At 56.6% G+C, this 22020-nt stretch carries 19 protein-coding genes and 1 pseudogene; 11 read left to right on the top strand and 9 right to left on the bottom strand.

The window, feature by feature from the left end:
* Positions 1 to 9 precede the first annotated feature (9 nt).
* A complete protein-coding gene (gene metE / locus M3223_RS13495) occupies positions 10 to 2328 on the bottom strand; it encodes a 5-methyltetrahydropteroyltriglutamate--homocysteine S-methyltransferase (RefSeq protein ID WP_251562225.1) in 2319 nt (772 codons plus the stop codon).
* 312 nt (positions 2329 to 2640) lie between these two features.
* The gene (locus tag M3223_RS13490) at positions 2641 to 3087 is read right to left on the bottom strand and encodes a pyridoxamine 5'-phosphate oxidase family protein (protein ID WP_251562222.1); all 447 of its coding nucleotides are present in this window, start codon (positions 3085 to 3087) and stop codon (positions 2641 to 2643) included.
* Between the two features lie 178 nt (positions 3088 to 3265).
* On the opposite strand from M3223_RS13490, the gene M3223_RS13485 reads away from it, so the two are divergent.
* The gene (locus M3223_RS13485; RefSeq protein ID WP_251562220.1) at positions 3266 to 4522 is read left to right on the top strand and encodes a PAS domain-containing hybrid sensor histidine kinase/response regulator; all 1257 of its coding nucleotides are present in this window, start codon (positions 3266 to 3268) and stop codon (positions 4520 to 4522) included.
* A gap of 107 nt (positions 4523 to 4629) precedes the next feature.
* Positions 4630 to 5172 carry an NADPH-dependent FMN reductase gene (locus M3223_RS13480; RefSeq protein ID WP_251562218.1) on the top strand — a complete coding sequence of 181 codons (543 nt, stop codon included), beginning with the start codon at positions 4630 to 4632 and terminating at the stop codon, positions 5170 to 5172.
* Between the two features lie 120 nt (positions 5173 to 5292).
* Here the strand turns inward: M3223_RS13480 and M3223_RS13475 are convergent, their stop codons facing one another.
* Complete coding sequence (locus M3223_RS13475) at positions 5293 to 6246, bottom strand: D-2-hydroxyacid dehydrogenase (RefSeq protein WP_251562216.1); 954 nt, start codon at positions 6244 to 6246, stop codon at positions 5293 to 5295.
* A 537-nt stretch (positions 6247 to 6783) separates the two neighbouring features.
* Between M3223_RS13475 and M3223_RS13470 the strand changes: the two genes are divergently transcribed.
* The 3 genes from M3223_RS13470 (at position 6784) to M3223_RS13460 (ending at position 10019) form a co-directional block, all read left to right on the top strand.
* Positions 6784 to 6966, top strand: coding sequence for an aspartyl-phosphate phosphatase Spo0E family protein (locus M3223_RS13470; protein ID WP_251562214.1), 183 nt, complete (start codon positions 6784 to 6786; stop codon positions 6964 to 6966).
* A gap of 314 nt (positions 6967 to 7280) precedes the next feature.
* Positions 7281 to 7964 (top strand): YdcF family protein, encoded by a 684-nt coding sequence (locus M3223_RS13465; protein WP_251562212.1) that lies wholly within the window; start codon positions 7281 to 7283, stop codon positions 7962 to 7964.
* Positions 7965 to 8006: 42 nt separating this feature from the next.
* On the top strand, positions 8007 to 10019 hold the full coding sequence (locus M3223_RS13460; RefSeq protein WP_251562209.1) for a Na+/H+ antiporter: 2013 nt from the start codon (positions 8007 to 8009) through the stop codon (positions 10017 to 10019).
* Between the two features lie 70 nt (positions 10020 to 10089).
* On the opposite strand, the gene speD is transcribed toward M3223_RS13460, so the two are convergent.
* The 5 genes and pseudogenes from speD to M3223_RS13435 all read right to left on the bottom strand — a co-directional run.
* Positions 10090 to 10896: an adenosylmethionine decarboxylase gene (gene speD / locus M3223_RS13455; protein WP_251562207.1), complete on the bottom strand. Its 807-nt coding sequence runs from the start codon at positions 10894 to 10896 to the stop codon at positions 10090 to 10092.
* Between the two features lie 121 nt (positions 10897 to 11017).
* Positions 11018 to 11770, bottom strand: a complete 753-nt coding sequence (locus tag M3223_RS13450) for an ABC transporter permease (protein WP_251562205.1) — start codon at positions 11768 to 11770, stop codon at positions 11018 to 11020.
* Entirely contained in the window at positions 11770 to 12762 is a 993-nt protein-coding gene (locus M3223_RS13445; RefSeq protein WP_251562203.1) for a glycine betaine ABC transporter substrate-binding protein, read from the bottom strand. The genes M3223_RS13450 and M3223_RS13445 overlap by 1 nt, the downstream gene beginning before the upstream one ends.
* On the bottom strand, positions 12759 to 13418 hold the full coding sequence (locus M3223_RS13440; protein WP_251562201.1) for an ABC transporter permease: 660 nt from the start codon (positions 13416 to 13418) through the stop codon (positions 12759 to 12761). Before M3223_RS13440 ends, M3223_RS13445 begins: the two co-directional genes overlap by 4 nt.
* Before the next feature lie 254 nt (positions 13419 to 13672).
* Positions 13673 to 14881: pseudogene (locus M3223_RS13435) on the bottom strand (ABC transporter ATP-binding protein); the annotation flags it as partial.
* A 319-nt stretch (positions 14882 to 15200) separates the two neighbouring features.
* Between M3223_RS13435 and M3223_RS13430 the strand changes: the two are divergent.
* From M3223_RS13430 to trhA, 4 genes are all read left to right on the top strand, one after another.
* On the top strand, positions 15201 to 15917 hold the full coding sequence (locus tag M3223_RS13430) for a thioesterase domain-containing protein (RefSeq protein WP_251562197.1): 717 nt from the start codon (positions 15201 to 15203) through the stop codon (positions 15915 to 15917).
* A gap of 36 nt (positions 15918 to 15953) precedes the next feature.
* On the top strand, positions 15954 to 16688 hold the full coding sequence (locus M3223_RS13425) for a pirin family protein (RefSeq protein ID WP_251562195.1): 735 nt from the start codon (positions 15954 to 15956) through the stop codon (positions 16686 to 16688).
* Positions 16685 to 17011, top strand: coding sequence for a hypothetical protein (locus M3223_RS13420; protein WP_251562193.1), 327 nt, complete (start codon positions 16685 to 16687; stop codon positions 17009 to 17011). Before M3223_RS13425 ends, M3223_RS13420 begins: the two co-directional genes overlap by 4 nt.
* Positions 17012 to 17099: 88 nt before the next feature.
* On the top strand, positions 17100 to 17741 hold the full coding sequence (trhA, locus tag M3223_RS13415; protein ID WP_251562190.1) for a PAQR family membrane homeostasis protein TrhA: 642 nt from the start codon (positions 17100 to 17102) through the stop codon (positions 17739 to 17741).
* 747 nt (positions 17742 to 18488) lie between these two features.
* Here the strand turns inward: trhA and M3223_RS13410 are convergent.
* Positions 18489 to 19130, bottom strand: a complete 642-nt coding sequence (locus M3223_RS13410; protein ID WP_251562188.1) for a GntR family transcriptional regulator — start codon at positions 19128 to 19130, stop codon at positions 18489 to 18491.
* A 420-nt stretch (positions 19131 to 19550) separates the two neighbouring features.
* Here M3223_RS13410 and rocD point away from each other — a divergent pair, with 420 nt between their 5' ends.
* Together rocD and rocF are read left to right on the top strand one after the other, a co-directional pair.
* Positions 19551 to 20744 carry an ornithine--oxo-acid transaminase gene (gene rocD / locus M3223_RS13405; RefSeq protein ID WP_251562186.1) on the top strand — a complete coding sequence of 398 codons (1194 nt, stop codon included), beginning with the start codon at positions 19551 to 19553 and terminating at the stop codon, positions 20742 to 20744.
* A gap of 41 nt (positions 20745 to 20785) precedes the next feature.
* On the top strand, positions 20786 to 21727 hold the full coding sequence (gene rocF / locus M3223_RS13400) for an arginase (protein ID WP_251562185.1): 942 nt from the start codon (positions 20786 to 20788) through the stop codon (positions 21725 to 21727).
* The last annotated feature ends 293 nt before the right edge of the window (positions 21728 to 22020 follow it).

The following is a 22020-nucleotide window of genomic DNA, read 5'->3' as shown; positions in this document are numbered from 1 at the left end:
ACCTGATTTTTAGCTGCGGCTTGTGCGAACGGATTGTGCGGCTGTGACCATATTGGCGAGGGAGGCGGCGGTCTCCTCGCGGCCGCGCGTCTTCAGACCGCAGTCCGGATTAATCCAGAACAGCTCCGGATCGAGACTGCGCAGCGAGCGCTCAATCATGCTGACCATCTCGTCCACGGACGGAACGCGCGGGCTATGGATATCGTATACGCCGAGGCCAATTCCTTTCTCATACGTGTTTTCTTCAAAGCTATGAATCAATTCGCCATGGGAACGGGATGTTTCGATCGAGATGACATCAGCGTCCAGATCGCGGATCGTATCGATAATATCCGAAAATTCGCAGTAGCACATATGGGTGTGAATTTGCGTCGTGTCCGCAACACCGGTGGTGGCAAGACGGAAGGCGTCAACAGCGGCCTGCAGCTCCTCCGGCCAGCGGCTCTTTTTCAGCGGCAGCCCTTCGCGCAAGGCCGGCTCGTCGACCTGAATCATGCCGATGCCCGCTTTCTCCAGCTCCTCAACCTCTTTGCGGAGCGCCAGCGCGATTTGCAGAGCGACCTCGCTGCGGGACAGATCGTCGCGGACGAACGACCAGTTCAGAATCGTTACCGGGCCAGTCAGCATGCCTTTGACCGGTTTGCCGGTGAGCGACTGCGCATAAACCGTTTCCTCCACCGTCATCGGGCGTTCAAAGTCGACATCGCCGTAAATAACGGGAGGTTTCACGCAACGGGAGCCGTACGACTGCACCCACCCGTTGGAGGTGAAGGCGAATCCGGCCAGCTTTTCGCCGAAAAATTCCACCATGTCCGTGCGCTCGAACTCGCCGTGGACGAGCACGTCCAGGCCGATTTCCTCCTGCAGCTTGATCCAGTCGGTAATCTGCTCGCGGATAAACGTATTGTAAGCGGCGGAGTCCAGCGTGCCCTTGCGCCACTTGGCGCGGGCGGAGCGAATATCCGCCGTTTGGGGGAAGCTGCCGATCGTTGTCGTCGGCAGAAACGGCAGCCGCCAGCGCTGCTGCTGCAGCCTGCGGCGGTCGGCGAAGCCGCTCTCGCGCGAGGCGCGCGCGCCGCCGAGCAGGCGCACTTTGGCGCGCACGGAGGCGGATTCGCGCTCCGGCAGCGCATTCAGCGCGGCGAGCGCCTCGCGGCTGGAGGCGAAGCCGGCCGCGGCGGACGCAGCGCGGCCTGCGCCGGCGCTCAGCTCGGCATCGCTGAGCGCGGCGGCTTCGGCGAGCAGCGTAAGCTCGCCGAGCTTTTCGTCTGCGCCGGCAAGCGCGCCCTGCAGCGCGGCGCCGAGCGCCTGCTCGCCGGCGAGGCTGACCGGCACATGCAGCAGGCTGCAGGAAGGCTGCAGCAGCAGCCGCTCAGCCGGAACGGCCGTCTGCAGCCGGCGCACAAGCTTCAGCGCGGCGTCAAGATCGGCGCGCCAGATGCCGCGTCCGTCGATGACGCCTGCGGCAAGCGTCAGCCCGGCCGGGAAGCCTTGCTCCAGCAGCTTCTGGAAATTGCGTCCGCGATCGTGGACAAAATCCAGGCCGATGCCCGCAACGGGCAGAGCTGTGAGCTCCTCGTAATTGTCCGGCGCGTCAAAGTAGGTTTGCACGATCAGCTTCAGCTGCGGAGCGGCTGAGGCAAGCTCCGTGTAAATTCGTTTCAGGCGCTGCCAGTCGGCTTCCGTCAGATCACCGGCGACGGAAGGCTCGTCGAGCTGGGCCCATTCAGCGCCAGCCGTTTGCAGCTCCGCCAGCACCTGGCCGTAAAGCGGCAGCAGGCGGTCCAGCCAGGCATCCGTTTCGGCTGCGCTGTACCCTTTGGACAGCTTCAGGAAGGTGAGCGGGCCGACCAGCACCGGCTTACCGGTAATGCCGAGTTTTGCGCGGGCTTCTTCAAATGCCCGGAGCGGCAGGTTGGAAGTAAGGCGAGGCTCGGCGCCGCCAAGCTCCGGCACGATATAGTGATAGTTTGTATTGAACCATTTGGTCATTTCACAAGCGGTTGCCGCCGCATTCCCCCGCGCCATGGCGAAGTATAGCTCCAGTGAAACCGCTCCGCCGGTATAGTCAAACCGCTGAGGCACGATGCCGAACATGGCTGCCGTATCGAGCACGCGGTCATAATACGTGAAGTCTCCTACCGGCACTAGATCCAGTCCGGAATCCTTCTGGCGGCGCAGCCGCTCCAGTCGAATCGTTTCCATTTCCCGGCTGAATTCCGCCTCGCCAATTTTGCCGGACCAGAATGCCTCCAGCGCTTTTTTCCACTCTCTGCCCTCGCCGATGTTCGGGTAACCCAGACTGCTGCTGCGAATATTATGGCTCATGTTTGCAACCTCCATTTGTATGGCAAACGCTAGGTTTGCCGGAAATAATCGGGCTTGAAACTGCCATTCGCAAGGAACGCCAGCCGTACCGGATCGCTTGGGCTTAATTATAGGAGGGGCTGGAGCATCTGCCTAATTGCAAATAGGAATAGCTGGTTATAACCAAATCCTAATGGCGCAGTCAACCGAGAACTGCCGGCAAACGAAAAAGGACGAGGCGGAGATGCTCCGCTTCGTCCTGATTTTCATTGCTGCAGTTACGCTTGCCGTTGTTTCGGCAGGCTCAACGTTCTCAATTCCATCTAACTATCCTTAAGCGCCGCTTCCGTCTCGATGCCAAACGCTTTCGTCATTATGCCCTTCCGTGAGCACAATGGTGTCCGGCTCCAGCTTAAGCACAACGATGTTGGGATCGTCGGGACCTTCCCAGTACCGGTTCATGTCCTTCTCCCACAGCTCATGCACGATGCTGCGGTCGCTGCTGACGCTTGCTTTGCCCTGAACGTCGACCAGATCCTTCGGCCACAGATGCCCTTCAAAGCCAAGCAGCAGATTGGCATGCGCATTTTTCTCCAGCTGATCCACTTTATACGAACGGCGGTCCGCCAGCATGAGTACGGTCAATCCATCATGAAAGACGGCCATGTAACGGGAACGCGGCTTGTCCTCCTCGACCGTAGACAGCACCCCGTACTTCTCCTTCTGCAATCGTGCGGCGATTTTTTCTTCCAGCTCCGAACGGGACAGTTTGGTTGCCATATCGAATCACTCCTTCATAAAAATGGTCACGCTGCTATTGTACCCCTGCAATGCTTGACTGAACCCCGGGAACGTAGATCCGCTTTGAAAAAGACAGCGCTGGGCCCGTCCAGTCCGGTTCTATTTACCGGTAAAAGGTTAAATCAAAAACAAAGACGATTAAAGGGGCGGATGGTGGATGGAATGGATGAACCTTTTTACCGTAATCGTTCTGCTGTCCGTCTTTACAATGCTGCTGTTTGTGCTCAGTCTTGTGCTGGAAAAAAAAGCGGCCTGGAACGCCGCCGAGGGCAGCCGCAGACGGTACGATTCCATTTTTGAGCATAATCCCGATATGGCATGCCTGTTCAGCGGCGACGGGCGTTTGCTGCGGCTCAATCCCGCAGCCGAGCGGCTGACGGGATACTGCATGGCGGAGCTGGAAGGAAGCCGCTTCTGGAGCATTATCGATCCTGCGGACAGCAGGCAGATCAGCCGCTGTTTTCTGCGTGCCAAACAAGGCCAGCCGCTTACGGCGGAGATGCGCATTCATACGAAGGACGGCCGTATGCTGGAGCTCAGCACGGTGTTTGTGCCGTGGACGGATGGCAGGGGCGAGGCCGATATTTATACCATTTCCAAGGATTTAACCCCGCGAAATACAGCGCAGAGAGAGCTCTGGAAAGCCAAGACGGAGGCCGAGAAGGCGCTTAAAATAAAAGGCGAATTTCTGGCTGTCATGAGCCACGAAATCCGTACGCCGCTGAACGGCGTGCTAGGGATGAGCGAGCTGCTGCTCGATACCGAGCTGAGCGAGGAGCAGCAGCAGTATATCGGCATCATCCACAGCAGCGGAGCGAGTTTGCTGGAAATTATCGATGACGTGCTGGACTACTCCAGACTGGAATCCGCAGGGGGTAGCATTCCGCTTGCGGAAAGTCCTTTTCTGTTGCGCGATGTTGTCGTCGGTTCGCTCCAGCTGTTCATCAGCAGGCTGAGGGAGAAAAAGCTGCAGGCGATTTTGGAGCTGGACCCGGATCTTCCCGAAGTGCTGATTGGCGATGAGAACCGGCTGCGCCAGGTGCTGAACAACCTGATCGGCAATGCGGTGAAATTCACCGAGCAGGGCGGCATTTCCGTCAAGGTGAAGGAGCTGGAGCGCAGTGCAGAGCGCATACAGCTGGAATTCCGCATTCAGGATACCGGAATCGGTGTTCCGAAGGATAAGCTGCATCTGCTGTTCAAGCCGTTCAGCCAGAGCGACTCCTCGATCTCCCGCATCTACGGGGGAACCGGTCTTGGACTGGCGATATGCAAAACGCTTGTGGAAAGGATGGGCGGCAAAATCGCACTGAATCCGCTGGAGAAAGGAGCGGAAGCCGTGTTCCGCATTTCGGTAGGTTATTCGGCTGCTTCGGCTGCGGGCGAGCGTGAAGAAAACGCCGCTGGCGCATGACAGCCTAAGTCACATGAATCATTTGCGCAAATCCTGCTTGAGCTGTTTGCGATAACGGCTATAATGGGGAAGGATAGACCTTTTGGAATAGAAAGGATGACACCCTAATGAAAATAGCCATTATTGCTGGGGGCAACCGCAAGGAAGCGTCGAGCACCCAGCTGCTTCGTTACATGGAAAAATCGCTTCAAGAGAAGGAAATCTCCGTAACGTTCATCGATTTGTACCAGCATCAGCTTCCGCTCTACAGCCCGGATTCCTCCGAGCCGAGCGAGCAGGTGGACGCGCTGATCCAGGCTGTTTCCGCCGCAGACGGAGTTATTCTTGGCACGCCGGAATATCACGGCTCCTTCTCCGGAGTGCTGAAAAATGCGCTGGATTATTTGGGAGCGGCGCAGTTTGAAGGCAAGCCTGTACTTGTCGCCAGCGCGGCGGCTGGAGCGGTAGGCGTCAGCTCGCTGACGCAGCTGCAGACGATCGTCCGCAATCTTCATGGCATTAACTGTACGGAATGGGTGTCCATCGGCGGCGACAACCGCCAGTTCGGCGAAGACGGCGAGCCGGCGAACGACAAGGTCAAACAGCGCGTGCTTTATGCGCTGGCTCACCTGACGCGCCTGGTGAAGCAGCTCCGTCTCTCGGAGGAATAGTTCTTCACTTATCCAAAATAACCCGCAGCCTGCCTGTTTAATGGCGGGAGCGGGCTTTTTTTATTTATCTGAAAACCAGCAGCAGCGCCAATGGCTCGGCCATCGGCGCTGCTGCTGGTTTTAATAACCTCTTTCGTAATCTACGATATTGCGCGCGGGACGTCCGGTATCCAGGTAGTTTTTGAGATTATGGACGAACAGTTCCGTCACCCGCTCCTTGTACCGTTCCGAGCTGCCGCCCATATGCGGCGTAACGATGACCTGCTCCATCGTCCAGAGCGGATGCCCCTCTGGAAGCGGCTCGGGATCGGTGACATCCAGTCCCGCTCCGCCAATGGCGCCGCTGCGCAGCGCTTCGACCAGAGCCTCGGTATCAACAGCAACGCCACGGCCCATATTGATGAGTACGCTCGTCCTTTTCATGACGGCAAATTCCTTCTGCCCGTATACCCGCTCCGTCTCCGGCGTAAGCGGGAGGACGTTCACGACATAATCCGCTTGAGCGAGCGCTTCGTGCAAACGCTCCATTGGCAGCGTCTCGTCCATATGCGGCGCAGCTTTGTCGCTGCGTCTTACGCCGATGGTGCGCATGCCGAGCGCTTGGCCGAGCCGCCCGATTTCCGTGCCGATCTCGCCTGCTCCGATGACGGCCAAAGTGCCGTCACGCAGCTCGCCATAGGGCTCGCGCAGCTCCCATTTGCCGCGAGATTGGCTGCGGATCGACAGATGCAGGCCGCGAGAGAACGCAAGCATCATCGACAGCGCCGTTTCAGCCATCGGCACGGGATGCACGCCGCTGGCTGTCGTAAGCAGCACGCCGGCATGCTCCAGCTTTTCAAGCGGCAGCTTGTCCACGCCGGCCGACCAGGCCTGCAGCCATTTCAGCTTGCCGCCCTCGCCAAGGCATTCCCGCTCAATGGCAGGGCTCCAGCCGCAAATGACCTCCGCTTCGCGGAACACGCTGTCCTCCAGCTCTTTGGGACGCCCAAAAATAATATCCCATCCCGGCGCGGCCTCGCGGACCTTGTCTTCCTGCTCCGGGGTAAAACCATGCAGACATAGCATCGTTGGCATGAACCGTCATCTCCTTTATATCAGTATACGATGATTCCATAGGGTGTGCTCGAATCGTCTGTACGTTGGGCCAGTTAAGCGGCAGTAAGTGGCGGTTAGCCTTAATGCAGCTGCTGTAAACACGAGGCTGCCAGCAGCCTCAGTCTCCTAACTCAACAGTAATCCGAGAGCAACCAGCCCAGCAGTCCCATTCGCTAACGCAACTGAGCCGCCTTATTTCGATGAAACTGCCGTTTTTTGAGACCTAACGCAACTGAGCCGCCTTATTGGAGTCTTTAAACGTCAAATTGCCCCATAAACCGCCTTATAACGTTTATCAGTTGCGCTAGAACGAAAAACAGACCCAAAATGGACCAATAACACCTGTCAGTTGCGTTAGCGGATGAAATCCGTTTGGTCACGCATGAACAGGACGGGCCGCTGCGCATTCTCGATGCGCTAGGCCGCAGCTGCGAGATGAAATCAGAAACAAAAATTTATGAAAATATATGGAAAATTATCCTGTCAATGCCGATAATATTGGCAGGAGGGATAGCCATGGACACGAACCTGACCCGGATTCGGGATGCAATTGAATCCAAACGCTTGGAAATGATTCAAGCTGCAGACCGATGCGGTCACCGGGCGGAGCTTGTGCTGAGGCTGTCTCAAGAGCTGGACCTTCTGCTCAACGAGTATGAGCGGATCAGGAAGAGAACTGGAGTTTGGCTTGTCTCGTAAAAAGATAAAATTGCTGAGATAAAGACGGCGCAGCCGAGAAAAAGCTGCATGGCGCAGAAGAGCCATGCAGCTTTTTTAGTAGAGCAGCTTAACGCAGCAGCAATTCCGCAGTAGAGTCCAGATGGCGGTCTGATAATGACGAAATAAATGCAACAAAAGGAAACAAACAATGGATGTTTGGGGCTTAAGGCAGGATATATTTTGGGCCGAAATCCAACAATGGAAGGGACTGGTTAAAGCCGGTTGGCCCCGACATTCGTTTTGTGCCATGAAGGGTGTTTGGAGCCCGTACGGGAAGAGAGTGTGATCCGTGGATGCGAGCGGCCTTATGGGTACGGTTCAAACGAATTTCGATGGTTGCGGCCGGACTTGCGGCGGCGCTTATGCTGGTGCTCTCCGTGATGGCCTGGACGATCTGGTCCTACGGCTACAGCGGACGTAATGCGACGGACATTCCGGCGGATGCTGCAATCGTGCTAGGCGCGGCAGCGTGGGACTGCAAACCTTCGCCCGTGCTGCAGGGGCGGATTGGCGAGGCAATCCGGCTCTATCGGGACCGTACAGTGCCAACGATCATTTTTACCGGGGGAACGGGCAGCGGCGAAAGCTGCTCCGAGGCGGAGGCGTCGCGGGAATACGCGCTTCGGCAAGGAGTACCGGCAAACAAGATTCTAATCGAAACCAAATCCCGAATAACGGAAGAAAATATACAATTTGCGGCGGAAGCGGGACGGCAGCAGGGAATGAGCCGATTTTATATCATCAGCGATCCGCTTCATATGAAAAGAGCGATGCGTATTGCGGAGGAGATCGGCATGGATGCTCTTCCGGCCCCGGCAACAACGAGCGTTTATCGCAGCTGGCGGAGCAAGCTTCCTTTTCTGGCGCGCGAGACAGTGTATTGGGCCGCTTATGAGTTAAGTCTGCTCCTGCCTGCATCCATCCGGTCGTCCGCAATTGGGGCGAACAGCACTTCTTATGTTAAAGTAGTAAAATAATGCCTTGATGGCTGTTACATCTACATAAGGAGTTTGTCATCCATGGAAATTCTGCTGATGGTGCTTGTGCTGCTCGTGCTGATTGGAGCGTCCAACATCGTGCATCGCTTGGTTCCGTTCCTGCCGGTGCCGATTATACAGATTGCGCTTGGCGTGGCGGCGGCTTATATGCCGGGCCTGCATCATGCGCCGCTCGATCCGGAGCTGTTTTTTGTGCTGTTCATTGCGCCGCTTCTGTTCAACGACGGAAAAATGACGCCGCGCGAGGATTTGTGGCGGCTGCGCACGCCGATTTTGCTGCTCGCGCTGGGACTTGTATTTGCGACAGTGCTTATTGCCGGGCCGTTCATCCATTGGATGATTCCCGCAATTCCGCTGACCGCTGCATTTGCTTTGGCGGCGATTCTGTCGCCGACCGATGCAGTGGCGGTCGGTTCCATTTCCGGTCGGGCCAAGCTTCCGAGCGGAATTATGCGGCTGCTGGAAGGCGAGGCGCTGATGAACGACGCCTCCGGGTTAGTCGCGTTTAATTTTGCGATTGCGGCCACGGTCACCGGGTATTTTTCGCTCATCGGCGCGGCCGGAAGTTTTACCGTCATTGCGCTGGGCGGACTGATCGTCGGAGCCGCGCTCGGTTTTGCCGCCGTCTGGATCAGGGTATGGCTGCGCCGCTGGGGGATGGAGGATGTGACCGTTCATGTGCTCATTCTGATTTTGACGCCATTTTTTGTATTTCTGGCGGCGGAGCATTTGCATGTTTCCGGCATCCTGGCTGTCGTCGCGGCAGGCATTGTGCATGCGGTCGAGCGGGACCGCACCGGTCCGGCGAACATGCGGGTAAACCTTGTGTCCAACAGCACCTGGTCGGTGCTGCTGTACTGCTTGAACGGGCTTGTTTTTATGCTGCTTGGCCTGGAAATTCCGGGCGTCATCACGGCGATTTGGGAAGATCCGGCATACAACAACGGCCTGGTGATCGGTTATATCGTAGCCATTACGGCGCTGCTGCTGACGCTGCGATTGGTCTGGGTTTGGATTATTGAGCGCAAATGGAAGCCGTCGCTGCTTACGGCTTTATCTGGCGTAAGGGGCGCGGTTACACTGGCCGGCGCGTTTTCCATTCCGCTGCTGCTGGGAGACGGATCGCCGTTTCCGGAGCGCAATCTCATCCTGTTTCTGTGCGCCGGCGTTATTTTGCTGACGCTGGTGCTTGCAAGCGTGGCGCTGCCGCTGCTTACCCGCGAGCCTGGCGTGGCTGCTGGCGCCGGCGAGCGTGCCGGAGCGGCCTCCGAGGAGACGGAACGGCGGGCGCGGATTGCCGTTTTGGAGGCGGGGCTGCAATGCGTACGCGAGGAAACGCGGGAAGACAATCAAGCAGCGGCAGTAGAAATTAAGTCCGGCTATGTCAAACGATTGCAGCAGCTGCGGCGCGGCTTGTTCAACGAGGCGGAATTCCGCGCCGCCATCGTGCCGCTGCGGCTGGAAGCTCTGGAGGCGGAGCGGCGGCTCGCCCGCCAGTGGCTGGCCGAAGGGCGCATCGCCCCGCAGCTGGAGAGAGGATTCCAGATGTCCTTGAACAAGATTGAGCTAGCCTTAACGAACCGGGCGAAGCTGCTTGCCTCCATCCTTTACGACTTTTTCAAGCGGCTGTTCAACTTCCCTTGGCCATGGCGCCGCAAAGCGCGGCTCAAAGCCCGCCCCATTATGTTAGCTTATGTGGAGCTTAAACAAGCGTCTATCAAAGCTGCGGTGGAGAGAATCGGCCAGGTGGAGGCGGAATACAGCCCGGATCTGGTGCAGCTGCTGCGGGAGCATTATCAGGAGCTTGATTTATGGATGCGCAATGCCGGACAGCCTAAGATTGAAAAGGCCACGGCGGCGGAACGACGGGAACTGGAACAGAAGGCGATTCAGGCCGAGCGCAACGAAATTCAGCGTTTATTCGAGGAAGGCGAAATCGACCGCAGGCTTGCCGGCAAGCTGCGCGTTTCCGTCAATTACCGCGAGGCGAGCCAGCATGAGCTGGAGCAGCTGGGAACGCATGCCTCGCATTGAAGAATCTGTTGAATAATAATAAAAAACGGCCGCCCTCCAGCATCGTGCTGGTCGGCGGCCGCCTCTTTGTTCAGTTTATATTTTTGCCGTAAAAAATTTCGTCCATCTCCGACTTCAGCTTTTCGGTAATGTCCGCCTGCTCCTCGCGGCTCAGCTTGTCCTTTGTATACCCGAACAGGTAATTGTTCAGATCGAACTGTTTGAGCTTGCATTTGGTGTGGAAAATATTTTCCTGATACACGTTTACGTCAATCATATGAAACAGATCCTTGGCTTCATCGGGAATGTAGTTCTGGATGGAGCTGATATCATGGTCGATGAACAGCTTATGCCCCAAAATATCCCGCGTAAACCCTCGTACCCGGTAATCCAGCGTCATAATATCGGTATCAAAGGAGGATATCAGATACGTAAGCGCCTTAAGCGGGCTAATCTCGCCGCAGGTGGACACGTCGATGTCCGCGCGGAACGTGCTGATTCCTTCATCGGGATGATATTCCGGGTACGTATGGACGGTGATATGGCTTTTGTCCAGCTGCAGCACAACGTTGGACGGCATCGGACCCGGCGACTCGTCAAACGCATCCTTCGGCACTTCCACGACCGGACCCTCGGAAACGAGCAGCGTCACGCTTGCTCCTTGCGGCTCATAGTCCTGCTTGGCCGTATTCAACACATGAGCTCCGATGATGTCGGACACATGATGAAGAATATGGTTCAGCCTGTCGGAGTTGTACTGCTCGTCGATATAGGCCAGGTAGGCCTCCCGCTCCTGTTTGTTGCGGGTGTAACAGATGTCGTACATATTGAAGCTGAGCGACTTGGTCAAATTGTTGAACCCGTGCAGCGTGATGACCTGCTCGTGGGTCAATTTCATCCGGCATCTCTCCTTCTGCTGCTTGCCTCTGGGGCTATTCATTGCTCTGTTCTATTACCCGCCAGACGCGGATTGACCCAGCAAGGCTAGCCGCAGTAGCCACAGCCCGGAAACCGCAGAATCAGCCCTGCGCCTTCGGCACGGGCGGCACCGCCTGGTCGGCGGCAGCTTTGCCGGAACCGCCCTGACCCGAGCCGCTGTGGCTGCCGCGCTTGCGGGAGCTTCGGTTAGTAGGATCGAGCCTGCGCTGCAGCACGCCGAGCACGATGTCGGCTGCAATTGCAAGCAGCGCTGCCGGAACCGCTCCGGCATAAATGCGCAGCGGATTTTGGCCGTTGATGCCGGCGTATACCTCGCGTCCAAGCCCGTCGCCGCCGACAAGCGGTGCAATGGTGGCGACGCCGATGGCAATGACGGCCGCAACGCGGAGGCCGGTCATCATGTAAGGCAGCGCCAGCGGCACGCGTACCCGCCACAGCTGCTGCCAGCGGCTCATGCCGAGGCCGCGCGCCGCGTCAATCAGGCTGCCGCTAACCTGCTGCAGTCCGACATAGCTGTTTCGTACGATAGGATTGAGCGAGTACAGGAACAGTCCGGCGGTGACGGTGGAATTGCCAAGCCCCATCCAGAGCATGAGCAGCACCAGCATCGCCAGCGACGGCAGCACCTGCAGCATGCCGGTGACGGCCAGGATGAGCCGGGCCAGCCAGCGGCTTTTCATGCAAAGAATGCCGAGCGGCACGCCGACCGCCAGAGCCAGCAGCACACCAAGCGTTACCATTTGCACATGCTGGACAAAATATTCCGCCATCAGCTCCCGGTTGCGCCAGTAATAATCCAAAAATCCGGTTAAAGTCACATTGTTATCCGGCATTAGCGGATCAGCCCCCTTTCCTTGAGATAGTGGAGGGCAACCTCGCGCTCGCTTTTTTTCTCGATGTCGACCTGGTAGTTGAGATTAACCATTGTTTCGATGTCGATCGTGCCAATAAGCGGCTGGATGGCTTCCTTCACGCCGGGGAAACGCTCCTGCATCTCCTTGCGCATGACCGGCGAAGCATCGTAGGGAGGGAAAAACTGCCGGTCGTCCTCCAGCGTTTTCAGCTTAAAGGCTTTAAGCCGCGCGTCGGTTGAGTAGGCGAGCACGATGTCCACCTGATCGTTTTGGACGGCGGAGTAAACGAGACTGGGCTCCATCGGATAAGCTTTGGCAAACGTGATGCCGTATTCCTTCTGAAAAGCAGGATAGCCGTCGTTTATCCGCTCCAACCAGGAGGTATCCACGCCAAAACGCATGGAAGCCGCGTCCGGCTTGATGTCGGAGATCGTCTTGTAGCCTTTTTCCTGGGCGAGCTGTTCCCGGACGGTGAACGCATACGTATTTTCGAATCCGAGCGGGTCCATCCAGTCAAAGCCGTAATATTGCTCAAAGCCCTCCTGAGCCTGCCGCAGCACAGCCGCACGCTCCTTGGTCTGTTCAATCGGAAAATGGTTGTTGAAAATTTCCCCGGAATACAGCGTCGCCAGATGAATGTCTCCCCGGTCAAGCGCGCTAAATACGAGCGGGCTCGCGGCCAGATCAGGAATGACCTTGACCTCCAGATCGGTTTTTTGTTCGATTAGCGTTTTGTACATTTCCGCCAAAATTTTCGTCTCGGTAAAGGTCTGCGCCCCGATAATCAGATCGGGACGGCTGCCGCAGCCGGCCGAAACAACCAGCAATAGCGCCGCCAGCAGCGATAGTGCGGACAGTCCAAAACGCAGCTTCAGCCGCTTGCCCGCCGCAGCTGGCCCGTTATTCCGGCGCAGGTGCTCCTTGTCGGCAGAACCCGGATGATTTCGAGTTGCCTTCAACCCCATGCTCATGCCGCGGCACCTCCCCGCATGCCGAAACGCCGGCCTAGCGCCGACTCCAGCCATCCGAGCAGCAGATCGGCGATAAGCGCCAGCAAAATGGCTCCAAGCGCGCCTGCAACGATCAGATACGGCTGATTGACGCCCATGCCGGACACGATCAGCTGTCCGAGACCGCCCGCGCCGACAAGCGTTGCAAGCGTAGCCCAGCTGATAATGTATACGGTCGTCAGGCGGATGCCCGACATAATATAAGGGACAGCTAACGGAAGCTGCACGCGCAGCAGCCGCTGCGCAGCGGAATAGCCGAGACCTCGGGCCGCTTCCAGTACATGGGGATCAACGGAGCGAAATCCCTCGTACGTGTTGCGCAGCACCGGCATGATGGAGTAGAGCAGCAGCGCCAGCACCGCCGGTTTGGTTCCGATGCCCATGAGCGGAATGAGGATGGCGAGCAGCGCGAGGCTCGGAACGGTTTGCAGCAGATTCGCGGCAAAAAAGACGATGCTGTTCAGCCAGGGGATCCGGTTATATACAAGCAGCACGCCGAGCGGGAGCGAGATTGCACAACCGAGCAGCACCGCTGTCAGCGACAGGGCAAGATGCTCGCGCAGGGCGATGGCAATATCGGGGAAACGCTCCGCGACAAAATTCAGAAAGCCGCTCATGAGCGATCCTCCCCCCGGTTCGGGTCGGAGCCGACGGATGTCAGCCGGCGGGAGTCTTTAGACGCTTTACGGGAGCCCGGCCCGACGTCGTTTGACTCGGTTTCTGCTCCGCTGCCGGGAAATACGCGTTCCGCGACAGCGGCCGCGTCAATTTTGGCAGCGGCTCTATTTTTGCCGTTTGCCGATTCCCCGTTTTCGAGCGCAGCTGCATGTTCATTTGTCTCCGTGCCGGCTTGGGGGAGAGTCGCTTCCCCTTCGTCAGCTCCGTTAACAGACGGGCCGTCATCCAGCATCGGCAGTCTTTCCGCGAGATGGCGGACGACGCTGCCGCGCGTAATGAGGCCAATGAAGCGGCCGTTCGTGTCAACGACGGCGACATTGTGCAGACGGTGGCCGGCCAGCAGCTCTACCGCCTGGGTAAGCGGCGTGCCGGACTCAACGGAATACCGCACGGGAAGCATGACATCCGCCACCGTTTTGTCCTCATCGCCGTAGCTGTCCATCACGTTATAAATGGATACGCTGCCGAGCAGCTTGCGCTGGCGGTCGACGACGTACAGGCTGTCCACCTTGCGCCGTTCCATTGTGCTGATTGCTTCCGCGAGCCCGCGGCTTGGATAAGTGACGGCCGGCTGCGTAATCATGACCTCGTCTACAGAGGGGGACTCATATATAGTGCCAAGATCTTGCCCCGTCTCGCGTTCCTGTCCAAGTGCGATGGCTTCCTGCTCCTGGTCGAGCCTTTTCTGGCCGATAAAGCTGCGCACGAAGTCATTGGCCGGACGGCGAAGAATTCGGTCCGGCGTATCGCTCTGTACCACCTCGCCGTCCTTCATCAGCACGATGCGGTCGGCAATTTTGAGCGCCTCGTCCATATCGTGAGTGACAAAAACAATCGTTTTATGCAGCTCCTGCTGCAGCCTGGCTACATCCTCCTGAAGCTGCTCCCGGCTCAGCGGATCCAAAGCGCTGAACGGCTCGTCCATCAAAATAATATCGGGATCAGCCGCCAGCGCGCGCACAACGCCGACCCGCTGCTGCTGTCCGCCGCTAAGCTCGGACGGGTAGCGGTCGCGGTACAGATCCGGCTTCAGGCCGACCATATCGAGCAGCTCGTCGACCCGGCGGGACATTTTGGCTGCGTCCCAGCGCTTCAGGCTGGGAACGATAGCTACATTTTTACCGATCGTCATATGGGGGAAAAGCCCGACGCTTTGAATGACGTAACCAATGCTGCGCCGGAGCTCAACGGGATCGATGGCGAGAATATCGCGGCCGTCAATTGTAATTGAACCGCTAGAGGGGGTAACAAGGCGGTTGATCAGCCTCATCGTGGTCGACTTTCCGCAGCCGCTCGGTCCAATCAACACCGTCATTTCGCCTTTGCGGAATTCCAGGTTGATGTTTTTGAGAGCGTGGAAGCCGTCGTCGTAAATTTTGTTTACCTGTTGAATCTGAATCATCCTTAACCTCCGTCTTGGTTGCCTGGACTTGATGTCAAGTCAAACATTTTTTGTCCTGCAGGCAGGCTTTGGCCGTTTGGTTGCAGGCTGAAAAAGTTATGTACCCGTCCCGCAATTAATTGAAACAAGCGGCTTGAAAATCGGCTTTAGTATATGCCGGGTCTGGAACGATTAACCACGCCGCTGCCGCTGCGTTTACGATGGGTGAATCTTTAAGCGCTTATTCGTTGAAAAATGCAGGGCTGCTGTTCGGAGTCCTCGAATTGGCCCGCCGCTTTCGGAACATGCTACAATTTACATACAGAAAGGGGGCGGGGATATGGAGCGGAAAGGCATGCCGGAAAGGCTGACGGTATATCATGTCGCAGGCGTTGCAACCTATCCTTCCACCTTTTATGAATGCCGCAAGCAGCTGGCTCGAATTTTTGCTGAGCATGGTACAGAAGCGGAATTCGAAACGCTCTTTCCCTATGGGGATTACTCCCGAAGCCTATGGCGCCAAGTGTGGGAGGTTCGCTCGGATTTGACCCGCATGGTGCTGCCGACCCGCATCGGCGGCAAATCGATGCTTCGCGAGATTCAGCGCACGCATGGCGGCGGACCGATTTTGCTCATCGGACACAGCGGCGGCGGCGTTGCGGCTTACCAGGCGGCACGGCTGCTGCGGCGGCAAGGCATGCCCGCCGAGGAGCTGCGCGTGGCGCAGATCGGATCGCCCAAAGTTCCGGTGGAAGATGAGATGAGGGACTATGTGGCTTATTTTTATGCGGTGAATGCGCTTGGCAAGGCGGACGATCCCATTACGAGAATCGGCAGCTGGGGCGGCTGGCGCGCTGGAACGCGGCGGGTTCCGGTATGGAGCCGGACCCGGCATTCCCCATCGCATGTAAGGGGTATTCCCGTCATGGGCGGGCATACGAATTATTTTCGCCATCAGCTTCCTTTTGTGGACAATCAATCGAGGAGCAATCTGGACAAAACGGTCGAAGCGATGGCGGAATGGTTGCAAGCCAGCTATTTCTCTATTACACTTTAAAAAGGTTAGTAAGCAGGGAGAGGGAGGGATTGGCTGATGTACGAAATTCGCCGCAACGAAAGCCGTTTCCACCGCGAGAGCGATTGGCTGAAAAGCAGCTTCAGCTTCAGCTTTGCGGATTATTACGAGGAGGATAACCGCAGCTTCGGTCCGTTATGCGTGTTCAACGAGGATGTAATCGCAGGCGGCAGAGGCTTCGGAGCCCATCCGCACCGCGAGATGGAGATTGTATCGGTCGTGCTGAGCGGCAAGCTGAAGCATGAGGACAGCGCAGGCAATTCTGCGGTCACAACGTACGGGGGCGTGCAGCGTATGACTGCCGGAACCGGCATCGTGCATTCTGAGGTGAACCCAGATTCCGAGGAGCCCGTTCATTTGCTGCAAATTTGGTTTACGCCGCAGGAGAAGCGGTTAACGCCGTCATACGAAACAAGCTCGTTCGATCCAAAGTCTGCACATGGCGGGCTGCTGCCGATTGTTTCGCGCGATGCGGCCGGGCCGGGGGCGGCGGGTATTCATCAGGACGTAAATCTATTTCTGTCGGTGCTGGATGAGGGGGCGGAAGCGGCGCATTACACGGCGGCGGAGCGGCTTCTGTATGTGTTCGTCATCGACGGCAATCTTGCCGTGCAAGAAACCGATGAGCTGCAAAGCGGCGATACGCTGCGCGCGAGCGGGCTGACAAGCCTGTCGCTGCGGGGCGGAGCCGGCGGAACGAGACTGCTGCTAATTGATATGGCGGCCGGGCAAGGGGAAGGCGGGCTGTCATGAACGAAAGATTGCTGATCAAGCTTGTTACCGGAAGGGTGCTGGTCGATACGGCTGAACACCGGCTGCCCCTGCTGGTAGAGGAGGGCGGACGCGGATGGGTTTTGTCCGTAGGCGGATTGAGCGCGGACGCGGCTGAGTACATCGGCGCTAATGTAGATCAATTGAACTTTTTTTATTTTGTCGAGGATGCCGAGGAAAAAGGATTGGTCCGCAAGTATTGGCTGTACGATCTGGACCGCCCGGACTATCAGTTCGATCCGGCGACAGGAGAAGCGGTGTTCGGAGTGGATTCCCGAGTGGCTTATACCAACGAACGGGTATAGACTTTTTTGCCGGATGGCTCGTCTAAAGATGTGACCGCCCAGACGGTATTTTCATAGGCTGGAGCATAATGGAGGGGAGGGACTTCAGGTGGCAAATACGCATACGTACACCCGCAGAGAAGAGGTCGCCAATGCGATTACGCACGGCGTCGGAACGGCGCTCAGCATCGCGGCTTTAGTGCTTTTGATCGTGTTCGCGTCCTGGAAAGGAACGGCGATGCATGTCGTCAGCTTTACGATATATGGAACGGCGATGCTGCTGCTGTATTCTGCGTCTACACTTGTGCACAGTTTCAAGGAAGGTAAAGCAAAGGACTTTTTTGAGGTGCTGGACCATTCGTTCATCTATGTGTTCATCGCCGGAACCTATACGCCGCTGCTGCTTCATACGATTGGCGGCAAGCTGGGCTGGACGCTGTTTGGCATCGTATGGGGTCTGGCGGTGGCCGGTGTTGTGTTCAAATCGTTTTTTGCCAAACGATTCCTGTTCACGTCGACGATTCTGTACATTTTGATGGGCTGGCTTATCGTATTTGCCTGGGGGCCCCTCACCGAAAGCCTCGACCCTGCGGGTCTTGCGCTGCTCATATCGGGCGGGCTGCTGTACACGCTTGGAACGGTGTTTTATGTTTGGCGCGCGTTTCCTTATCATCACGCCGTCTGGCATCTGTTCGTGCTTGCCGGCTCGGTGGCGCATTTTTTCACGATATTGCTGTATGTGCTGCCTTGAAGCCTACTTGAAAAAGTAATTTGCTGCGCTGGAGGCTGGCGCGCCGATTGCTTTTAAAGCATATCTTACAGGTATCAGGCTCCGCGAGTATTCGCTGGAGCTTTTTATTTTGGGAATCCCGCTCAAATAGCTGGTCTTAAGGTCGTCAAACGACCTTAAGGAGCGGGAAACGGCGCGAACGGCTGGTCTTAAGGTCGTCAAACGACCTTAAGGAGCGGGAAACGGCGCGAACTGCTGGTCTTAAGGTCGTCAAACGCCCTTAAGGAGCGGGAAACGGCGCGAACGGCTGGTCTTAAGGTCGTCAGACGACCTTAAGGAGCGGAAAACCGCGCGAACGGCTGGTCTTAAGGTCGTCAAAACGACCTTAAGGAGCGGGAAACGGCGCGAACGGCTGGTTTTAAGGTCGTCAAACGACCTTAAGGAGCGGGAAACGGCGCGAACGGCTGGTCTTAAGGTCGTCAAACGACCTTAAGGAGCGGAAAACCGCGCGAACGGCTGGTCTTAAGGTCGTCAAACGACCTTAAGGAGCGGGAAACGGCGTGAACGGCTGGTCTTAAGGTCGTCAAACGACCTTAAGGAGCGGGAAACGGCGCGAACGGCTGGTCTTAAGGGCGTCAAACGACCTTAAGGAGCGGAAAACCGCGCGAACGGCTGGTCTTAAGGTCGTCAGACGCCCTTAAGCTGACCCACAGACAAAATAAAAGCAGCTCTCAGCGCTTAACGAAGCGCCGGGCTGCGGGAATAAGTTCAGATCATATCAAAGTCGATAATGCGCCAGTGGTGCCGGATCGCCTGTTCCAGACGCTCTTTGTCCCGCTCCCGGAACAGCTCCGCGATCAAGCGGTGCTCGGCGTTGACCTGCTTGAGCAGGGAGGCGAGCCTATCCTTGTCCTCGCTGGCGTAGCTTTGGCGCATAAAGCCGTTTTTGACCGAATTCAGCGTATCAATCAACGGCGTGTTGCCGCATTTGTTCAGATAGCAGTTGTGAAACTCGGCTTGATGCACATAGTAATCGTTGAACTCGTACGACGAGATGTCATCCGCAATCGTATCGGCGAGACGCTCCAATTGTTTTACATCGCGCTCCTGCATCCGGTCGCAGGCGAGCGTTGCGGCCAGCGCATCGAGCGTGCCGATTAGCAGGGAGTAATCCTCTTTTTTCTTCCGGTCAAAAGCTTTGACGGTGAAGCCGCGTCTCGGCAAGTAGTCCAGCAGATTGTCGGAGGACAACTGAAATAAGGCTTCGCGCGTCGGCGTCCGGCTGATATCCAGCTGTTTGCAAATTTCGGCCTCGTTAATTTTGGAGCCTGGCTGGAGGCTTCCTGTCTGAATGCGCTGAGCGATATATTCATACACATGATCCTTTAAGGATTGGTATTTGAGCTGCATGCCAAGACTCCTTTTCCGATGAATTCCGAAACGCTGATCAGTGCATGGATATGCAGAATAATGTATACAAAATAATCTATCGCCATCATATCACCGCTTCCCGGCTTTCATCAAGCGAATAAAGCTGAAAAACTCTCCTGAATGAGAAATAAAAATAACTTGAGCTTTGATTTAAAGTCAGAATATTTCGTTGCCGGAAAACGGGGGATATGTTATGCTTTCACACACACAACAATGTAAGCGTAATCATAACTAGGTTCAAAATAGGCCAGCGAGAAGGAATCATGCAGCAGACAGCGGCATAGAATGTAGCAGCATCTTGCTGCGTCGATTGGGAAGCCCCGGAGAGTCCGGGTTTTTTAATCGCAAGATTTGTATACAAAATACAATATTCATAAACATGCAGATGGGAGAGGTTTTATGAATTCTGCCCGCGCCATTGCTGTATCTGAAAAATATGCTGCGCATAATTATCATCCGCTGCCTGTTGTTATCGAGGAGGCCGAGGGTGTTTGGGTGAAAAGCCCGGAAGGCAAATCATATATGGACTTCCTCAGCGCCTATTCGGCGCTTAATCATGGGCATCGCCATCCGGCGCTCATTGCCGCGCTGAAGGAGCAGGCCGAACGTGTAACGCTGACCTCACGGGCATTTCACAGCACGGCGGCAGGAGAGTTTTATGAAAAGCTTGCTGCCTACACGGGCAAAAGCAAAATTATTGCCATGAATACCGGAGCCGAGGCGGTAGAAACCGCGCTTAAGGCGGCTCGCCGCTGGGCTTACCGGGTGAAAGGCGTGCCGTCCAACGAGGCGGAAATTATCGTATGCACCGGGAACTTCCACGGCCGGACGCTGGCGATTACGTCCTTCTCTTCGCATGAGGAATACCGCAGCGATTTTGGCCCGTTCCTGCCCGGATTTATGCTAGTCCCTTACGGCGACCTCGCAGCGATGGAGGCTGCTGTTACCGAACGTACGGCCGCCGTGCTTGTCGAGCCGATTCAAGGGGAAGCCGGCATCGTACTGCCGCCGGAAGGTTATCTTCGCAGCATCCGCGAGCTGTGCGACCGCCATCGAGTGCTTTTTATCGCCGACGAGATTCAGACCGGCTTTGGGCGGACCGGCAAACGTTTTGCCTGCGACCGCGAAGGCGTCACGCCGGATATGTATGTCATGGGAAAAGCGCTCGGCGGAGGCATTCTGCCTATATCCGCAGTCGCCTCGAGCGAGGAAGTGCTGGAATTGTTCGAGCCGGGCTCGCATGGGTCCACCTTCGGGGGGAATCCGCTTGCCTGCGCTGTGGCGACAGCCGCCTTAAACGTGCTGGAGCAGGATGATCTTGCAGGACGATCGCATCGGCTCGGTGAGCTCGTAATGCAGAGACTGCATGAGATGAACAGTCCGGCGGTCAAGGAAATCCGCGGCTCCGGCTTGTTCATCGGCGTGGAGCTGCATGGCCCGGCCCGGCCTTATTGCGAGCAGCTCATGCAGCTCGGCCTGCTTTGCAAGGAGACTCATGAAAACACAATCCGCCTCGCGCCGCCGCTTACGATTACGGAGGAAGAGCTGGAATGGGCGCTGGAGCGGCTGCGTTTGGTGCTGGCCTCAGATTGATTTGAGATAGCTAATTCCATATTGCGAAGGGGTAATCTGCCATGTTCAGCCAAGCAGAGAATTTTAGGAGCTGTCCGGAAGCCGCGAAAAAAATCCAGCTCATCCATGCGCCGTTCTGGCTGGGCTGTGGAAGAGCCGGTGCCGAGCTTGGCCCGGAAAGCATCATGGAAGCCGGTATGAAGCGCCAGCTGAAAAACATGAACCTGGAGCTGGCCGGTGAAATCGTCGTTGATGTGCCTAGACTGGCGGCGGAGCCAGCTCCTGCGCTCGCGAAAATGAAGTATCTCCCGGAAGTAAAGGAGATGGCCGGACTGTTGGGCGAACAGGTATACCGGACGGTAGGAGCCGGATTATTTCCGCTCGTTATGGGCGGCGATCATAGCATAGCCATCGGTACGCTGGCGGGACTGACCGGACATTACAGCAATCTTGGGCTGATCTGGTTCGACGCGCATGGCGATCTTAATACGGAGGAAACGACTCCGAGCGGCAATATTCACGGCATGTCGCTGGCTGCGGCCGTCGGCAGAGGCTCTTTTACCCTGAAGGACATCGCAGGAGCCGGACCTTTTATCCGCAAGGAAAATGTCGTCATCGTCGGTGCCCGCGATTTGGACCAGGGGGAAAAGGAGTTTATTCGCGCTGAGGGAATCAGCTGCTTCACAATGCATGAAATTGACCGTTTAGGCATCCATGCCGTAATGGAGCAGGCGATTGCGATTGCCGGCCGGGGCACGGACGGGCTGCATATCAGCTTTGATCTCGATTGCCTCGATCCGACGGAAGCATGCGGCGTCGGCACGCCGGTGCCGGGCGGCCTCAGCTACCGCGAAGCGCATTATGCGATGGAGCTGCTGGCGGAAAGCGGCCTTGTCACCTCGCTTGAGCTCGTCGAGGTCAATCCGCTGCTGGACAACAGCCGCCGTACAGCGCGGCTTGCCGTAGAGCTGGCTGCTTCCGCGCTGGGCAAACGAATATTATAGGAAGCGTTACATTACACAACCGGGAGGCTGCAGACAAAGCGACTTCCCGGTTTTTTTTGATTCCTTTTTCGCCTTGTTCACCGGACAAGCTGCCACCAGGATACCTTTTGAATCGAATTAGTTGAATAAAGATACATTGTGAAACTCATTTTGATGAATTCATGACGTATCGCAAAATTCCGGGAAAAGCCTGTCCAGAACGGTGCGGGGATGGTATACTCAATTGCGTATCGTATACAGTGTTATGAATATTGTATACATTTTACAGATGGCTGTTAAAAGGATGGGGAACC

Origin of the sequence: Paenibacillus pasadenensis (assembly GCF_023715725.1) — a bacterium.
Taxonomy (GTDB): domain Bacteria; phylum Bacillota; class Bacilli; order Paenibacillales; family Paenibacillaceae; genus Paenibacillus_O; species Paenibacillus_O pasadenensis_A.
Note: the sequence above shows the minus strand (reverse complement) of the source record. Positions and strands in the feature narration are given on the sequence as shown.